18 protein-coding genes are annotated in these 15,208 nt (G+C 51.9%); all 18 read right to left on the reverse strand.

Annotated features, from left to right (window positions below; translation table 11 throughout):
* Window positions 1-12 precede the first annotated feature (12 nt).
* Complete coding sequence (locus tag C7459_RS03785) at window positions 13-402, reverse strand: phage tail protein (RefSeq protein WP_109686475.1); 390 nt, start codon at window positions 400-402, stop codon at window positions 13-15.
* On the reverse strand, window positions 399-839 hold the full coding sequence (locus C7459_RS03790; RefSeq protein ID WP_109686477.1) for a phage baseplate assembly protein V: 441 nt from the start codon (window positions 837-839) through the stop codon (window positions 399-401). The genes C7459_RS03785 and C7459_RS03790 overlap by 4 nt, the downstream gene beginning before the upstream one ends.
* Window positions 833-1,849 (reverse strand): phage late control D family protein, encoded by a 1,017-nt coding sequence (locus C7459_RS03795; RefSeq protein WP_109686479.1) that lies wholly within the window; start codon window positions 1,847-1,849, stop codon window positions 833-835. Before C7459_RS03795 ends, C7459_RS03790 begins: the two co-directional genes overlap by 7 nt.
* Before the next feature lie 4 nt (window positions 1,850-1,853).
* Entirely contained in the window at window positions 1,854-2,057 is a 204-nt protein-coding gene (locus C7459_RS03800; protein ID WP_109686481.1) for a tail protein X, read from the reverse strand.
* Window positions 2,050-4,224, reverse strand: a complete 2,175-nt coding sequence (locus C7459_RS03805) for a phage tail tape measure protein (RefSeq protein WP_109686483.1) — start codon at window positions 4,222-4,224, stop codon at window positions 2,050-2,052. The genes C7459_RS03800 and C7459_RS03805 overlap by 8 nt, the downstream gene beginning before the upstream one ends.
* Window positions 4,225-4,377: 153 nt before the next feature.
* Window positions 4,378-4,677: a phage tail assembly protein gene (locus tag C7459_RS03810; RefSeq protein WP_109686485.1), complete on the reverse strand. Its 300-nt coding sequence runs from the start codon at window positions 4,675-4,677 to the stop codon at window positions 4,378-4,380.
* A 21-nt stretch (window positions 4,678-4,698) separates the two neighbouring features.
* Window positions 4,699-5,217: a phage major tail tube protein gene (locus C7459_RS03815; RefSeq protein WP_109686487.1), complete on the reverse strand. Its 519-nt coding sequence runs from the start codon at window positions 5,215-5,217 to the stop codon at window positions 4,699-4,701.
* Window positions 5,214-6,632, reverse strand: coding sequence for a phage tail sheath family protein (locus C7459_RS03820; RefSeq protein WP_109686489.1), 1,419 nt, complete (start codon window positions 6,630-6,632; stop codon window positions 5,214-5,216). Before C7459_RS03820 ends, C7459_RS03815 begins: the two co-directional genes overlap by 4 nt.
* Window positions 6,625-7,077 (reverse strand): hypothetical protein, encoded by a 453-nt coding sequence (locus C7459_RS03825; RefSeq protein ID WP_109686491.1) that lies wholly within the window; start codon window positions 7,075-7,077, stop codon window positions 6,625-6,627. The genes C7459_RS03820 and C7459_RS03825 overlap by 8 nt, the downstream gene beginning before the upstream one ends.
* Complete coding sequence (locus C7459_RS03830; RefSeq protein ID WP_109686493.1) at window positions 7,074-7,637, reverse strand: phage tail protein; 564 nt, start codon at window positions 7,635-7,637, stop codon at window positions 7,074-7,076. Before C7459_RS03830 ends, C7459_RS03825 begins: the two co-directional genes overlap by 4 nt.
* A complete protein-coding gene (locus C7459_RS03835) occupies window positions 7,634-7,936 on the reverse strand; it encodes a hypothetical protein (RefSeq protein WP_109686494.1) in 303 nt (100 codons plus the stop codon). The genes C7459_RS03830 and C7459_RS03835 overlap by 4 nt, the downstream gene beginning before the upstream one ends.
* A complete protein-coding gene (locus C7459_RS03840; protein WP_109686496.1) occupies window positions 7,936-8,985 on the reverse strand; it encodes a major capsid protein in 1,050 nt (349 codons plus the stop codon). The genes C7459_RS03835 and C7459_RS03840 overlap by 1 nt, the downstream gene beginning before the upstream one ends.
* A 12-nt stretch (window positions 8,986-8,997) precedes the next feature.
* Entirely contained in the window at window positions 8,998-9,372 is a 375-nt protein-coding gene (locus tag C7459_RS03845) for a head decoration protein (protein WP_109686498.1), read from the reverse strand.
* A 2-nt stretch (window positions 9,373-9,374) separates the two neighbouring features.
* Window positions 9,375-10,457 (reverse strand): head maturation protease, ClpP-related, encoded by a 1,083-nt coding sequence (locus tag C7459_RS03850; RefSeq protein WP_170119245.1) that lies wholly within the window; start codon window positions 10,455-10,457, stop codon window positions 9,375-9,377.
* Window positions 10,402-11,955, reverse strand: a complete 1,554-nt coding sequence (locus C7459_RS03855; RefSeq protein WP_245884379.1) for a phage portal protein — start codon at window positions 11,953-11,955, stop codon at window positions 10,402-10,404. Before C7459_RS03855 ends, C7459_RS03850 begins: the two co-directional genes overlap by 56 nt.
* 26 nt (window positions 11,956-11,981) lie before the next feature.
* Entirely contained in the window at window positions 11,982-12,203 is a 222-nt protein-coding gene (locus tag C7459_RS03860) for a DUF6148 family protein (RefSeq protein WP_109686504.1), read from the reverse strand.
* A gap of 26 nt (window positions 12,204-12,229) precedes the next feature.
* Window positions 12,230-14,059 (reverse strand): phage terminase large subunit family protein, encoded by a 1,830-nt coding sequence (locus C7459_RS03865; protein ID WP_109686506.1) that lies wholly within the window; start codon window positions 14,057-14,059, stop codon window positions 12,230-12,232.
* On the reverse strand, window positions 14,043-14,567 hold the full coding sequence (locus tag C7459_RS03870; protein WP_109686509.1) for a hypothetical protein: 525 nt from the start codon (window positions 14,565-14,567) through the stop codon (window positions 14,043-14,045). The genes C7459_RS03865 and C7459_RS03870 overlap by 17 nt, the downstream gene beginning before the upstream one ends.
* Window positions 14,568-15,208: the final 641 nt, after the last annotated feature.

Raw genomic sequence — 15,208 nt, forward strand, 5'->3', positions numbered from 1 at the left:
CCCCGCCACCCCCTACGCATATTCAGTGAGCGTTATAGACGCTTTCGCAACCAACAGACGGCCCTCGTTATCGATCGATGTCCAGTCCTGTTCCAACGAAGTCACACACCATTTGTTGACTCCTAGTGCTTTTCCACCGATTACGAGCGGTACGACTGCGCCGGACCGCTGCATTTCTAACAATCGATTCAATTCCTCGCGCGGGTTCATTCCATACAAAACGTCGAATCGGACGCTGAATGAAACCGTGTCGAGATTCGGGCCAACGTACTCAGATACTGGTTTTTTTCCGAGAACTTCGTGCGTTGCCCACCGACCAGATGACGATCGTTTAAAGTCCTCAATCGTCCGGATCGTGTCCGCCGAGGCGACGAAAACGACGTCACCCAATGCCCCGATCATTCGTAACCATCCCCGTAGATTTGCCCTGTGACTCTGAGGTCTCCTTCGATCACTACTGCCCCGCCTTCCGGATGCAGGACAATGTCACCTTTGTTGAGCACGGTCATTTTTCCGGTCGCAGTGTCTCGCATGCAAAAGCTACCGTCGTCAAACCATACACCCTGACAATTTGTCGTTTCAGCGGGGGGTGTGTCAACGGACGTGTAAAACGCACCGAGGCAGAACCCCGTTTCGATGCCGTTTCCGAGGAACCCGCAAAGCACGCTCTCGTTGACGTCCGGCAACCTGAAATACTTCGTTTGCAGCGTCTTCGGGACCAGCACCGGCAATTCGCGGGAGACAAGATTATCCTTGTCGCTGAATGCCACCACCACCGCGCAACGCTCCGGGATGACGGCCGACACGATACCAGCGCGCAACAGATTTGTAACTACCATGTATACAACACCTTCCTTACTGACAAATCCACCGTGTAGCCGCCGCTTCCGATTTTGTGCGTGGCGCTGTCTATGATGTACCTGCCGTCAAAGTCCCCCCACCCTACCACGTCAACAGTGAAGCTCTGCATCAGATTGATGTCCCCCACGAGCGAAAACTTACCCTGAGTTCCGGATTTGTTTTTTTCACGCAAGGCCGTTTTCGAGAGGCGTTGGGCTTCCTCATTTGATCCGACACGAGCGTTGATTTTAAGCACTGGTCCGTTTTCCGGTGCCCAAGAAGGTTTGAAATACCCCCGATACGTTTCTTTTTTCTGAGGATCGAAGTACGTGACTTCACATGCGCTGTATCCGCAATCCACCGTTGAGCTGTCAAACGAGTAGGAAAGGACGTTGCTTTTCCCTTTTTCAATCGTCTCTATCGGATACTCCATTTCGTACCTTTCCTCGTCTATCAAACAGAGCTGGGTCATTGTCACGACAGTCGTGACACCTTCTTTTGTTGCGAGCGATTGCAGGAAAGCGAGGTCAGATTGTTCCGCCTGATCTTGACGGTCATACAGAGGGTCGTCAACGATGTCCAACCAAAGGCTTAGTCCTGCGCGGTCAGCGATGTCTTTGGCGATGGCAGACAACCGAATGTTTTCCCAACCCTGTGAACGTGCTTCCCAACGGGCTCCTCCGATGGGGATAGACGCCGCCTTGAGCTGCACAACGTCAGGCGGACCTCCGAAAGTTACTGTATCCACTTCGAACGTGCCGCACGGCAGTGTTTCGGCGGATTCGTCAGATCCCCAATTCAAAACCTTGATCGCCACCTCGATCTTGTCACCTTTACGCGGCAACCAGCCCCCATGCCACACTCCGGAAGCGTCTTGTAAACTGATTTGCAAGTCGTCGGCTTTGTCGGCGTTGTCTTGGTACGAAAAATCGAGGAGATAGCCTGCAAGTTCCCGCGAGATATTGACACCCTCGTAGGTCAAATCGAGTTCGACGCGCCGCGCTTCCATCGCGTCACCTCCTCCACGGCGGCAGGTTGGTTGTCGTCTGCGTGCCCACTTCGGGGACGATGAGCACAACGCCCGCGCCAAAAATGACGGTGCTCATGATCGAGGAGTTCGCCTCCATGAGCACCGTCATGTGTTTTTCGGTCCCGTACAGTTTGTATGAGATCGAGTCCCATGTATCACCAAGTGTGCTGGTGTAGATCTTAGCCATAGCTCAATCTCGCCTCCTGCTGTCGGATTTGTTTCAACTTCGAGATCAAATCGTCGTTGTTATTTTTCAAGCCACGCTCCACTTGCCCTTGCACATCCGGCCCGCCGCCCTGCACCACGATTGTCGGATTGTTGTGAACGGTAATACTTCCCCCTCCACCTTGTCCACCACCCATGTCGACACCAAGCATGCTTCCGGCTGTTTGCCACAAGGATTGTGACCTTTTGGAATTGTTGATCGGCACAATAACCTCTGTGTCGCCACCTTCACCAACCCATGCCACTTCAGGACTACTGACAATACCACCATCGGCGTATCCGCCGATTTTTGGGATTTGTGGGATGTTAACACCGAAACTTTCACCACCGATCCCCGGAACCCAATCTGGGACATTTATTTTGACACTATTAAGACCGCCTATAGCGAGATTGAGCATGTCGATAGCGAAGTTGATCGGAGCGGCTAGAATCGAACCTAGCGCGCTGAAAATACCTGTGAAAATATCGCTCACACCTCCCCACGCTTTCCCCCAATCACCCGAGAAAACTCCCACTACGAAATCTATCACACCTCCGAAAGTGGTCAATAGACCACCTATCACTCCGCCGATCGCATCGACCACATTTGTAACAATCGAAGCGATGGCCGGAAATACGAAGTTGAATACACCAAATACACCTTCGAGGATCGGTTGAAATTTCGAAAAAACTCCCGTCAACAAGGGCGCTATTTTTTCAAACGCTCCTGTGATGTGCGGCACTACATCGTTAATAATGAATCCGGCTATTCTGCCAAATGTAGGAATTACTGTAGACATGATGAAACTCACATTCTTTTCGATGACCGGTTTGAATTTCTCGAAGCCCGCGACAACTGACGAGACCACGCTCTTTCCAGTTTCACCGAAGGTCAAAAAACTTTCTTTGAAGGTGTTCAGGAAAGACGCAGATGAATCATTCGCAAACATCCCCGTGATCCAGCCGCCAATGTCTTTGAGAACACCGCCAACCGGCGCAAGGAAACTCAAAAAACTTCCACCGAACTTTTGGATTCCTGGCATAGCTGATTCGATCTTGGTAGCTAACCAATCGAATGCAGGTAGAGTTTTTTGTACTAGCGGAATGACCAGTCCCGTCTCTAGTTGTCTGCCGATGCCTTTGAACGCCTCGCCAACAGTATTGAACCTAACTTCACGAATTTTTTCCATCGTTCCTTGAGTCATGTCGAATTGTGAACGCGCTGTGCCCATTGCGGCAATTACACCAGCCTCAAGGTCCTCAAATTGCGTACCGAACAACTGTACTCCAATCTGATTTTTTTTGACCGGATCTTCGATAGCTGAGATCGCTTGTACGACTTGATCGAATGATGCTTTTGCATCCGGGCCACTTTTAGCGAATGTTTGAGCCATCTTGTCGGCGTCCATTCCGAGTGCTTGAAAGGCTTCCGCGCTCCCTGCAGATCCATCCTTGGCACGGATATTGAATTCCTTAACGGCATCGCCAACTTTGTCAAGATTAAAAGCGCCCGATTCCATTCCTGCCGAGAATGTGTCAAACATCTCGTTAGCACTGAATCCGAGCGCTTTAAAGTGTGGGCTGTATTCATTTGCGGAGTCTAGAAGTTCGCCTGACTTGTCCAACCCCTGTTGTGCTCCCTGCGCAACGAGACCGAACGCGTTATCGCTGGTGATCCCGAAGTTCTTCATCATTGTGTCGGCCGTTTTTACCGACTCACCGACATCGAACTCAAAGGTATCTTTCAGCGCGAGAGCATTGTTGGTGGCATTCTCAAGTTCGGAACCAGTCAGTTTTGTAACGTTTTTCGTGGTGATGAGTGCCTTCGAGACACTTTCCCAGTCGTCATTCAGATTTTTGTTATAGAGATTTTTAGAAAGCTCCTGCATATCACGCATCTCATCACTCGACGCTCCAGTTGCAGCCGCCACGTGGTTCATCGCCTTCTGAAAATCATTCGCCGAGCTGAATGCTTCGTTAATTGCGAAACCCGCGCCCGCAGCTGCGGCCAGCCCCTTGAACATCGATCCGAGTTTCACGACATTATCTCCGAGTTGACCGGTTATTTTGGTCGCATCAGAGAAGGAGCGGGTGAATTGCGATGTCAGATGAGAACCGATCTTGAACAGAATCTCAAACTCTCTCGACACAGCCTCATCCCCTTTTCATTTTTCCTATGTCTTGAAACCAAGAACGGAGCTCCGGCAATGTAAGTCCGAGCCAGTATGGGACAGGAGTGTACGTTCGGACAGATAAAGAGACAGCCACTTGTCGAAGTAGCTGTCCCGGATTCCGTCCAAGTTCTATTGCAGCAAAAAACCTTGTGTTCGCACCGTGATTTTCGAAAAATCTTTAGCTGGAAGTGCGTTGAAAAGTTCAACAGGCACACCGGCCGCTCGCGCAGCGACAATTACTAAGTACGTTTTGGACATCTCGCGTGGTGCGTGTGAAGCGCCTCCTGTTGCGAGATATTGAGATTCAGCTTTGAGGATATCGTCGCCCGTCAGTTTGTCAAAGTCCAAAACGATTTCAGAGTAATCAACCCCTTCGAACTTGATGCTCTTGGAGAATTGATAGGTTTTTTCCGTGTTTTTTTCAGACATTTTGCATGTCCCCTTTCGTTTTTACATTCCGAGTTGTTCACGAACATCTTTCAGGACATCCACTCCATCGATCACGCAGATGAAGTTGAATTTGTCGAGCTCCAGCACGATCTTGTTGTCGATCAAAACTTTGATGTACGTGACTTCGAGTTCATTGGACGTATCCATCGTTCCGCCAACTTCCAGCTTACCGAGGGAAGTCTTCTTCGGAGTACCACGGACGCTCACCTTAACGCCGACAGGCTTGTATTCGCCTGCGCCAGTGTCGTAGGTTTGAATGGAACCACGGAAATCCAACGCATGCGATTTTTGTTGCGCGAGCCGGAAGTTCGGTGCATCCAAAGTGCGCCAGTTGAGTGAGACGGTCATCGAACCGAAATGACCAAGGGTCGGGCTCTCAACCTCACCTGCAATCCCCGCCCCTTTCACGGTTTCTGAAAGGGATTCGAGATCCGGCAGCGTGACATCGGACGTACCGAGGAATTCGGTGCCGTTTCGGTACACCGAATAGTTGATCAGTTTTTCAGAGATTTGTTTCACGCTGTCGCACCTCCGGTGATGGCACCCAAGTATTGAGCGTCGTATTCGATCACAAATTCAATTTGCTCTGCCGGGGAGGGCGGGGTCGCGTAAATATGGAACTTTAGCTTGCCGTCAAGAATGTCTGCAGACGGATTTTCAGAGGCATTGAACTCCACGCGACCACCGGTCAAAACCCCAACTGCCGTCAGTCCGTTCAGCCACAAATTCACTTCGTCAGTGATCGCTTCGACGAGCCGTTTTGTGATTGGCCCGTCAAGACGCTCCCAATACTTGAGCGTAATCGTGTTGTTCAACCAGTCGAACATACGGCGAACTGGAATGAATGCATCCTTCGGCTCGATGGCGGAATCCGGATATGCAGCCGTTCTGTTGCCCCACAACTTCCATCCGCCGATGAAATTCAACGCCGTTACAACGCCTCCGCTGTTCAGCGTTGCCGCTTGGTCCGGGCCGAGGAACACCTTCGTCACGCCGTCCGCGAGAATCGCGCCATCAACTTGTAACGTCTTGTTAGATGGAGAAACGAACGGAACAGCTTGGTTGTCTGCATCGGTTTCAGCAATCAAGCTGGCGGCATGTGTGGAGAAGTGGTACACCCTCCCGGCGCGCGTCACAAGCGGCCAGCAGACCATTTGTCGATTCGACGATTGGAAGTTTGCGTCTTTCCACGCTTTTACCCCAGACCACACCATCACAGTCTCCGTCGGAACGTCCGTGATGGTCAGGCACCGAAAATGACCATTGATATTCGTCGACTTTTCGACCATTTTAATCCCGACTTCCTTAATGTGAGACCAACCAGGAGCGATTACGATGCCAGGCAACATCCTGAAGCGAGGGTACACCTCATCAACGAGATCCAAACCAGCGATCACATTCGTTGATACCACCTTTGTCGGATCAATCCGATCATATGTGATGAAAAATTCTGTTTCAGTGAGATCAGCCGTGATTTGGATGATGAGTTTTCCAACCTCATCAAAGGACAGGGTGTACTCATTGGCAGCTAGGGTGTGATCGGCGCTGTCGATGGCTACAGATTGTGGGAGAATTCCGGTGTCCTCTAACTTGACCTTTTTAGAAACCACCGAGATCAGTTCGTTGGCTGTATGCAATTTATGCTCTGACGGGTTAAGGACGTTGACTAGCACAACTGATCCGCCTGCGTAGAGTTTGAAGTGCGAATAGATGAACTCGCACAATGTAAATTCCTCCCAATTATCACTGTAACCAAACGCCTCGACAGCTTCATCAAAACTACTGCAAAGCACCGGAACGTTGAAGGGCAAAGTAGTTCGTTTGGACAAGTTGATCGGTGCCGTCCCGAAAACTACAGGGACCCCAGATGCAGCAATAGCAGCTGGGATAGTGCTGGTAGACACTTCTGTTCCGTATACACCGTGTTTAATCATTCCATTGCACCTCCTCTGTCACTTGTGGAACGCTCCAAATAGAAACAGCCTCTCCAAGCCACTCTGGAGCAGGCTGTTCTTCGGGAACTTTCCACTTGAATGGATTCTCGATACGGTACCTTTTTTCGAGAATCCCCTTTTTAAACAAGGCTTGCTCGACGCGTTCCATGAGGTTCATCAAATCGATGATACCGTCAAAGTCTTCGGAGTACGTGCCGAATATTAGTTTCACTTGTGCCTTCGATCCGGAATCATTGCTCTCGCCTTCAAGCAATCGCACAATGATGAAAGGGAAGTCAGGGGTATCCTTTTCGCCTTTTGGTGGCAAGCCGTGGAGCACCACCGCTGGTGCTTTTTCCGTCTGCTCGTTGGTTTCGAACGAAAACTCCCGCACATTCTCTTGCAAAAAGGATTGAATTGCTTTCATCAACCCCACTTTTGTCACTCTTGCCCACCTCCTAAAGCGCGCTTCAATTCGTGATCGAAACGCTCCAGCAACCTACGCTCCGCTTCTTTCTCGATGTGTTCCTTGACTCCGATCTCGCCAAGCATTTGCGGTACGGCAGGGCCGTACAACTCCTTGATCGGAAGTCGCTTTCGTCCGATCCGCGTCAAGACGCCGACATGACCGCCGATTCGGGTTACAAAGGCACCTCGAATCGGTTTCACACCTCCACCTTTTTTAACGGAAGCCTTGAGTACGCGTGGCTGCTTTTTAGGTGGGTTCTTCGGCTTGACATTGAAGCGAATGAGCGGAATGTTGCCACCTTTAGAACTCAATTCCAAACTCGTATCCTTGGCACTAGCTCTTGTGAAACGGATGGTTTGCCGCACGTCGGCAGCGCGGATTTCGTAGGTGCTCCGCGCTGCTTTGACGGCCTCTGTTCTAACCCCCGCCGCAGTTCGGTTTAGAGCTGCAGAAAAAGCGCGTCTCACCTTCTGAGGCGCGCTTTCGAGATACTTCATGCTTTGTTGGATGTTATCGGAGATCTCCACATCGATCATGATTCGTTTGCCTCCAGCCCGATATCTAAAAGCCCAGAAGTTTCGGAGACGGAGATCACAGTATAATGCTTGTCTCCGATACGGAGTCGGCCATCGACGATCGGCTTTTTATCGAGCTTTGAAGGCTCTACGTAAAGCGTCAAACGCTTCACGTAGGTTCCTTCAAAATCTGTACCGGATGCGGAAAAATCTATGATGCAGGGTGTTTCCTTGCCGTTGATGAGATGAATTTCCGCGAACTCGTCCGGGTTGAGGAATACGGCGCGGATGTCGGCATTCAGTGAGTCCTTGAAGCTCATTACTGGACCTTGGCAACAAGCCAGCTCTCTACGTTTTGCGGGACTGGCAGCGGGCGGCTGTTCATTTGCAGCCAACGTTGCGCTGGGTTTTTTTCTACCCAACTGTCCGGGATGCGTTCACCCTCGTAGGTGCTGAATTGCTCGGACTTGGTATCCATCAGGGTTACAGCTCCGTAATGGATGGATGCCTGGACACGAGTGGATGCCATGCAAACCGTACCAGCAGGTACCATCGGAACTTCAACCGGGTTCGCTGGGTCTGTTTCGTCATCCAAGTACCACTCGTTGTAGCTGTAGATGTCGAGACCCAAACTGGTAATCGAGCCGATGTACGTTACGCCATTCGGAAGTTGACGCGGTTCGATTTGACCCAGTTTGATACGGAGGTTGTCCATTACCTCTTTTACTTTGGGGTGCTTGACGAACGTGCGTACAACGTCCGTGGACATGACCACCGTATCGGGCGTGATACCAGATTTTTGGATGATATCCAAGCGCCAGTCTTCGAGGTCCTCGATCGGGTCACTTTCCGAACTGTCCCACTTTTCGGCTCCTAAAAGTGTGACTTTGTTCGTGAATCCGTAGTCCAACATTTGGTCAACGCCTTCACCAATCATGTGGACCTTGCCATGAAACATGACTTGCGAACACATCCACTCCTCCCGGCGGGTAATCGAATCGTCCAAGTAGATCATATCCTCCGCCAGAAGTTCCAAAGCTCGTTCGTCAGGTGATTTCGTCGCGTACAAATTTTCACCAGCGCCGCGCTGTTTCAAATCTTCAGACGTGATCGGGCGTAGCGGTTTGATCAGCGGCGGTTTGTAGGTCTGGGTTTGGAAGCCGTCACGTTCCATGACCTTGCCCGCGAGACGCGGGGAAACGAACGGAGCCATCTTGCGGCGACCCTTGTAGTAATCGATGTCGATCACTTCCGTAACGAACGTCTTGGCGACACCACCGAAGAAAGTGGTCTTCAAGAACGTGTTGACTGGCATCATTTGTCGAACCGCGCCCATCATAGTACGTGGAGTGTAGATGTTGATAGCCATTGTGCAACCCCCTTATGCTTTCACGTTTGATTTGAGGAAAATGCCGATATCGCGAAGCGTTTGTTTGTGGTCATCAGCAGTGTCGGTTCCGCCAAAGGTCAAAGCCGCTTCGTTGAACTCACCGGTTAGATAAACCGTGGTGATTACGTCAGCCATGGTGGCATCAACATCATCGGTCAGGATGCCATTCGGCCGTTCGGAGCCATCAGTTTTGGTCGAGTCCGCAGCTACAGCCTTGTCCTCTGCAGTGATAAGCCCAACAACGGTCCCACGCGTATACGCAAGTCCAGCCTTCAAAGTTACAACACCGGTTACTGCACGTTGCACACCACCAGCAAACAGGTTATCAGCACTGCAACTGGTAGAAGATATCAGTTGTTCAGACATTCCTACTTACCTCCCCGGATTTTGTTCATGTGTTTGGCCATCGCGTCGACGGCCGCGAATTCCTCTTCGGCTACGCTCGGTTTGGTAGTCGGAGTAGCGGGCGCTACCTCTTCGAGACCAGAATCAGCGACGTCGTTGCGCAAGTCAGTGAGGTGTTTGGCTCGTGTTCTCTTATCCGTAGCCAGAATTTCCAAAGCCGTTTCAGCTGCCGATGCACCCGTTTCGTAGCGGGCCTTGTTGATAATCACCTCCGCACCCGGACGTACAAGTCCGTCAAGTGCCTGCATGCGGCTGCGTTCCTGGCCCACCCCATCGGCAACGGCTGTTGCGTACAGTTCCGGATGCTGATTCTTCAGTTCTTCCAGCGTCATAGGTTTCTTCGCTCCTTCGTTTTTAGGTGCTGCCGGAACTTCCGGAGACGAAGGCTTCTCAGGCAAGACCGGCGCGTTTCGGTAAGGTGACATGTCGAAGCTAATGCCATTAAAAAATGCCATCCTGCTCGCCGCATTCGCGACCACTGGAATGGCACCCTCAACTTCGTCTGCAAACCCTTTTGATACTGCTTCATCAGCCGACAACCAAGTCTCAGAATCCATCAGCGACTTGATTTCCTCAACATCGAGACCTGACTTGGCATGATAAACGTCTACGAGTGAATCGCGGATCTTATCAAGCAGATCTGCCGTCTCCCTGAATGTCGCGGCATCGCCACCCCATACTGAGCTCCATGGGTTGTGGATCATCATCATCGTTCCCTTGGGCATGATGACCTTGTCGCCGCTCATGGCGATTATGGAAGCGATGGAGGCGGCCAACCCATCCACCATGACAGTTACGGTCGCGCTGTGACGGCGAAGCATGGAATGGATCGCCATTCCAGCGAAGACGTCACCACCATTGCTGTTGATTCGAACTTGGATCTCAGAGACGTCGCCAAGAGCGGTGAGATCTTCGGAGAATTGCTTGGGCGTGATCTCATCGCCCCACCAACTCATATCGGAAATGTCACCGTAAATGATGATCTCTCCGCTATTCGTCGACTGGTTGCGTGTCATCGACCAGAATTTTTTGAGTGCCTTGCTCACTTGATACCAAACCCCCATCCTTACGGAGTTTTTCTTCATGAATTCGCTGGCGAATGTTCAATTCGTAGTCACCGCCGGTCAACTCTGCCGTCTCGCGTTCTCGGGTAGAGAAACCTTCTTCAACCCGGACTTTCGCGGCATTTGCTTCCTTCAGCGGGTCAAGCTGTCCCGGAGATGGCCCGTGCCATTCCGCTTTGCGGTATGCCTTGCGGATGACCGGGTCGTCAAAGTAGCCAGGTGCATTGATGCGCCCCTTTGCTACAGCCTCGTCAAACCACTCCTCGTAAATAGGCTGGCAAAAATCCGCCGCAAACCAACTACGCCGCATGCGGAACATCTTCCATGCCTCCAAGAGTGCGGCGCGACTGGCTGAATACGAGGACGTGAAGTTTTTAACCATCAACTCATACGGAACCTCAAGAGCAGACCCGATCTGTCGGAGGATCGAGGTGACGAACCCGTCGAAGGCAGTATTCGGGCGTCCGGGGTTTGCTGTCTCAATGGACTCACCCGGATTCAGCCCTACGATCGCGCCATTGCCCATCTCGTATGACGCATCGTCAGCATCATCAACCCGGTCGTCTACGTCAAACGCTTGACCAAGTGGTGGCCCATCACCGGACTCCTCTGATTTTACGAATACCGTAAACATCCCGGAGATTACAGCAGCCATCAGCTCGGCCTCAGTATACCGCCCAAGTTGCTTAAACGCTTCGATGACCGGAGCTAAGATCGGAATACCCCGACGTTGCTCCGGTCGTTCGGCTTCCATGAGATGAAGCACGTTTCTCCGGTCTGTATCCTTGCCGCGCACATCGACTCGGTTCCATTCTGTTTTCCCGGAGGCTGTACCCAAGGGGTGTTTGTTCACAAACCAATAGGCGATGACTTCGCCGTCAGAGTCTACCTCGACGCCACCCTTGATATCCTTGCCCGATGGTATTTTGTCCGGGTTGGAGCAGCGATCCGCCTCAAACAGTCGGATTCTCAGATCGTATACGTTGTTCGGTCGTGGTTTCAGGGGCAACAACGCAAAAGCATCCCCAGACATTAACATGGATAGGAACGACAACTGTTGCAACTGGTTGAAATTGTTCATCCGCATCGCATCGCAGTCGGTAGAGTCAGCCCACAATTCGAACTCTCGTTCAATACTCCGCTTCAGATCTCGGGCTTCCTGTTCACCCAGACCAAGAAAATCGGCATCGAAAGCGGGTTTCAACCGCAATCCCGTTCCGATCACGTTTGTACGTATGGTTTTCAGAGCACCGGTTGCGAGGGGAGCTGCACCCATATGGAGATCACGTGAGCGCTGGCGTAGCACGTCGAGGTTGTCGGTGATGTCTTCCTCAGGGCTACCACCTGCATAATTCCACCCGATCAACGATTTTTTAGATCGGCTTGCACCATGGTTCCCGTAACCGGAGTTCATGATGCTCAACTGCTTACGCGCAATCTCACGCTTCATCGCCCATTTCGGAGAGATCGCTGCAATCATGCGGTCAACCCGCCCTGGATTTCCCATCAGTCGCGCGGAACAACGCGCATGACACGCGCGCCACGGCGTCCGTTGGACAATTTTTTCACTTCATTCTGCCAAAACTTGATGCGCTCGCTAATTTCGCTAAGATTCGCTCTCGTGAGAGATCGTGATCCGATTGTATAGCTTTGACCCGATGAAACTTGCAACTCTGCGGTTAACCACGCATTCAAATGCGACTTTGCTGTTGTCAAATCCCATGCCATTTGTTCCTTTCACCTCCCTTCAAGTTTCAATATCCTTTGCTGATCATCCGACCCCGTCGTTTTTTGACGGCTTGCTTCGGTGGAATCGAAGCATTATAATCGCCGATCAGCCTCGCAGGAGCCTCCAAGTTCGGGTTGAGAATTTCTAAAGCTGCCGTCGCGTAGTTCCGTAAGTCAAGCGGCTCGTTTCGAACGCTGGATTTCTTCACCCACTCGACGCGCTTGACACCTCTATGTCGCCTGATCACTTTCTTCTCAGATAGCAACCCTTTGAAATACATAATGTCATACCCTGAGTCTGGATTTACAGGGAAGTGACAGTAGCCCGGCCCTGTCGCCTGATGTTTAAGGCGAGTCATCAACTTGCTCTTGAGGTCGTCTACGCCAATGATGAAAAGGTGAGCTTTTTCACGGGGCGTCTCAGAGACTCGACCGATGACAGGAACCCCGATCCCGCCTTTGCCCTTGATTGCCCAAACGTTACGGTACTCTCGCGCGACGCAATACTTGTACACTTCGGAAGTGTGATGCCCGCCGGAGTCAACCGTAGTGCAGGCAACCCGCAAACCCATTCCGTCTGACCTGCGCCAGATCCGGTCAAGGTAATCGTCAAGTTTTCCCCAAACCTCAGGTTTCGCAGGATCTCCAACGATTTGCCGGTATTCGATGCCCCATGACTCTTTACCCCGGCCCCATCCGACGACCTCGACTTCCAAGCGGTTTCCTTGAACGTCGACACTGGCCGTTAGTACTTTCACTTCGTCGGGCACCATCGCGCCATATTCCTCGCGTCTGGACATGAGGGTTTCCTCGTCTAGTTCAATCCGATCATCGTCATCCTCCTGCTGCTCCATCTCATCCCACGGTAACCCCAAGGCGGTGTTCCACCACGTTTTGAGCTTTTCGTCGTCTGATTTTGCATCGTGATACTCTTCAATGATTTCGGACCAACGCTTCCATGGACTAGCGAGCTCGTTCAGGTGAAACCCGCGCTTTTTTGCGGGTTGTTGCGCAACCCATTTTCCAGCCGCGATTCCGCTTTTCCATTCGATTTCTGTATGGTGGTGCCCGCAGCAGTCACACAACATCGTAGCATCATCTAATCGAACACGTTCCCACTCAAGGGGCTGATGCTCGCCGCAGGAAGGGCAGGGTAGACACCACTGCTCCATTGTGCTGGTTAAGTATTCATCCTCGATCCGCGACGCGCCCTTGACCGTCGGCGTGGAAACCATGATCCGCTTCCGGTTCCAGAAAGTCGTGGTTCGTTTTGTGACGAGGGAAACAGGGTCGCCTTCCGTTCCAGCCGAAGCTGGGTAACGGTCAACTTCATCAAGCAGAACAACTCGGATCGGTCGGCTCGCAAGCGAAGCCGGTGAGTTCGCCCCTGCCATCGTAATCTGGCCGCCGACGAACGTTTTGTGAAGCAAGGTATTTCCGCTGTCCTTGCTCTTAACGTCTTTCACCTTATCGCGAAGTGTCGGGCTGTCGCGGAGCATCGGCGCGAGTCGGTCTTTTGAAAAGGCTTGGGCCATTTCTAAGGTCGGTTGGATCAGCATAATTGGTGAAGGATCGTAATCGACGTAGTAACCGATCGAGTTAAGAATCAACTCTGTCTTCCCAACCTGCGCCGAACTCATTACGACGACAGTTTCACACTCCGGATCATTGACGGCATCCATGATACCGCGCTGATACGGAGCCCGATCTGTCCTCCAACGACCTGGCTCTGCCGAAGATTCCGACGATAAGCGCCTGTACTCGTCCGCCCATTGGGAAACAGTAAGGACGGGTGGAGGAGCGACGGTTTTGGCGATCGCGGCGAAGAGTTTGAGAGTCTTAGCCGCTATCTTCATCGTCATCGACCTCCACGTAGTCCTCGCTGGCAGCGAGGAACGTCCTTGGGTCGTAATCGGATAACTCAGAGAGCGAATCGTGAACCTCTTGGGTTAAAATCGCCAAAATGACCGGAGTTTCCGTCTTCCCAACGAGTTGCGGGGCAACCTTCGATGGCAAACCTAGCATTTTCGCCCGGAAGCCGCCGACCATATCGTTCATAACGGCTGCGATATCCTCGCCTCGGTGCATCTGACCACGCATTGCGGCCAGTTCAATCTCCGCTTTTTCGCGTTTCGCGCGCTCATGAGCCGCTTTTTCGAATGCATAATCGATTCCGCCCACTTCCTCATACTGCTTTTTGAGGTGTTCAACGTAACGCTGAACGCTTTCTGCGAGCGGATATTTACCGCGACCAGTCTGGACCAGCACACCTTCTCGGGTCAATTCGTTGATCCAACGTGCAGTTTTCCCTAGAATTTTGGCCAATTCACTCGTTGAAACTTCCGATTCGCCGCTGTTTGCCATCAAATCACCTCCTTTCCCGTTCGGAAGTAAAAAAGGGCACCCACTTCCGCTTTTGACTTTCTAAGCGTCCCTCAGAGCCCATGCCGCACAAGACTCCTCACCAAAATCACAAGTTCGCGACTCGGAAGCGGAAGTAAGTTTTTCTCACTGAATCTAGCTGGATTTTGGGGTCGCACGCACCCGCATGTGTTCAACCTCGCCGGAAGTACCTACTGCCTTCCACCCATCCTGCTTAACACACGGAAACGGGCAATAAGGCCGCCCTCCGTTGTCGGAGTACCAAACGCACCCCTTGCAGTTGACTACGCACACAGCAGGCGCCTGCGGGCGCTCGCGTCGGTATCCATACTTACTCATCGGGCTACCTCCCGCTCCATACGTTCCTCTCGCCATGCACACCAGCCGGCAACTACAAATGCCGCCAGTGCGAGCGTAGCGATCGCTGTCATTACTCCTGTCATCAGATACCCTCCTCTTGTTTGGTCAACGGATCAGCAACGCCCACCACCGACTCTGATTTTCCCAAGCGATTGGGATTTTAGGGGCGGTGGTGGGCGTAGTCATCGGTCGACGTTAGGCGGTGTGCTCTACCGGGATATCGGTGCGCTCGGTCGCTTTGTCAACGCACTTGAAGTAGTTGC

This window comes from Tumebacillus permanentifrigoris, from assembly GCF_003148565.1.
GTDB lineage: Bacteria > Bacillota > Bacilli > Tumebacillales > Tumebacillaceae > Tumebacillus > Tumebacillus permanentifrigoris.